The 1,971-nt window shown below is 61.2% G+C and carries 2 protein-coding genes; one reads left to right on the plus strand and one right to left on the minus strand.

Going from position 1 to position 1,971, the window contains the following annotated elements; translation table 11 throughout:
- Positions 1–371: 371 nt before the first annotated feature.
- Complete coding sequence (locus ACRCSW_RS03880) at positions 372–1,283, minus strand: LysR family transcriptional regulator (protein WP_438702751.1); 912 nt, start codon at positions 1,281–1,283, stop codon at positions 372–374.
- Positions 1,284–1,393: 110 nt separating this feature from the next.
- Between ACRCSW_RS03880 and ACRCSW_RS03885 the strand changes: the two genes are divergently transcribed.
- On the plus strand, positions 1,394–1,971 hold a 578-nt coding region (locus ACRCSW_RS03885), incomplete at its 3' end, for a pyridoxal-phosphate dependent enzyme (protein WP_438702753.1).

A 1,971-nucleotide genomic window follows, 5' to 3' on the forward strand; every position in this document is an offset into this window, starting at 1 on the left:
CCACATGGTCCACTACCCGTCGCCGAAGCTCTATAGGATGCGGTTTGCCCATCGCTGATCCCCATATCTGCCTCCAGACAGAGAACCACGGATCAAACTCCAAGGGAATCCTGAATCGCGATGACCGCGACAGGCTCTAGATGTCTGTTGGCGCACAGAAGTGCCGCTTGAGACGCCTGCATCCCTCTCGCCGCAATAGATTTGGGCTTTGCGTATCGAAGGATGACGTGTTCGGCCTAAAGCGGGAATTCAGATCATGGGCGCAGCAGCTTTCTCGAACGCAAAGTCCGCCCATGTTCACGGTACGGGCTGGGTCGGGCCGCCAATCAAATTGTGTACGTCGACCACAACGGAGGCTGCACCATGTGGCCTTAACTCTCTCCGATTGCGGCCATCGCCACGAGGTGGGACCAGATTGCCGTCTCAACCGGCCCGGCGGTGCCGCGCAGGCGGACTGCCGTCACGTCGAGCGGGAGGCTTGGCAGCGTTTCGGAAAGGTCGAACAGACTGCCGTCATTCATCCGCGCGGCCGCCAGTGATCCGGGAATCCAGGCCACTGCGACGCCAACGGCGGCCATTTCCAGCGCGGCCAGCGTCAGAGCCGTTTCCACCTTGGGGGTCGGGCGGGTCAGGCGGCGGACCGTCGGCAGCACCATTCGCTCAAGCACCCGCCCAAAGAACACATCCCCGGGATAGGCGATGTAGGGCAGCTCTCCCATGGCGAACCGTTCGTTCAAGTAGCTGACCTTTGCGCTGGAATAGACCGGGATGAGGCGGTCGCGGCCCACGATCGCGGTTTCGATGTATTCCGTACTGATCGGGTGTTCCTCGTCCGGCAGCCGGTAGACAATGGCAATATCCGCCTGCCGTGACAGCAAAAGCGCAAAGCAATCATCAAGGTTGGCCGAGCGCAGTTTCACGAAGATATCGGCATTGCTGGACTGAATTCCACTAAGGAGCGTGGGCGTCAGTGCCGTGGTCAGCGCGTGCTGACTGGCCACCACGATCCGGTTGGAGTCCTTGCGGTCGCCTTGCCGCAAGTCGGTGACCAGCTGGCGAAGGTCGGCCACCAGTCGAGCGATCTGATCGCGCTGGTCACGCGTCGTCGGGTGCAGTTGCACCGGCTTGCGGCTGCGATCGAACAGTTCCAGCCCGACATGTTCCTCGATGCTGCCGATCCGGCGCGAGAAAGCCGACTGCGTCAGGTGCCGCCTTTCCGCCGCCTCGCTGAAGGAACCGGTTTCAGCAACCGCGAGGATATCTTCAAGCCATTCGAGCCGCATCGGGCCTCGTAAGTTGCGTTTTTTGCATCTTATATCGATTACTTCGAATTTGCATTAAGGATTACGCTCTGTAATTGTTTCATCACGCATATTTCAGCAGGACCCACGTGATGCACCTTTCCCGGTTTCCCCGCGTCTTTCTGGCCCATCTGCCGACACCGCTGGAACGGCTTGACCGCCTGAGCCATGAGCTTGGCGGGCCTGAGATCTGGATCAAGCGGGACGACTGCACTGGCCTGTCAACGGGTGGCAACAAGACCCGGAAGCTTGAGTTCCTGATGGCCGAGGCGCAGGCCATGGGCGCGGATGTGGTGATGACGCAAGGGGCGACGCAGTCGAACCACGCCCGCCAGACTGCGGCCTTTGCCGCAAAGCTGGGCATGGCCTGCCACATCCTGCTTGAGGACCGGACCGGGTCAAACAACCACAACTACAACGAAAACGGCAATGTGCTGCTGGATCACCTGCACGGGGCGGCCACAGAAAAGCGCCCTGGTGGCGTCGATATGCAGGCCGAGATGGAGGCAGTGGCGGTGGGCATGCGCGCGGCGGGGCGCAAAGTCTATATCATTCCGGGCGGCGGATCGAACCCGACGGGCGCGCTTGGCTATGTCAACTGCGCGTTCGAACTGGTGGGCCAGGCCAATGACCGGGGGCTGGTGATCGACCATCTGGTGACGGCGACGGG

Source organism: Tabrizicola sp., from assembly GCF_051645465.1.
Taxonomy (GTDB): Bacteria; Pseudomonadota; Alphaproteobacteria; order Rhodobacterales; family Rhodobacteraceae; genus Tabrizicola.

Coding starts and splice junctions, on each gene's coding strand:
- ACRCSW_RS03880 (WP_438702751.1), bottom strand. CDS start 1,283: ATGCGGCTCGAATGGCTTGAAGATATCCTCGCGGTTGCTGAAACCGGT.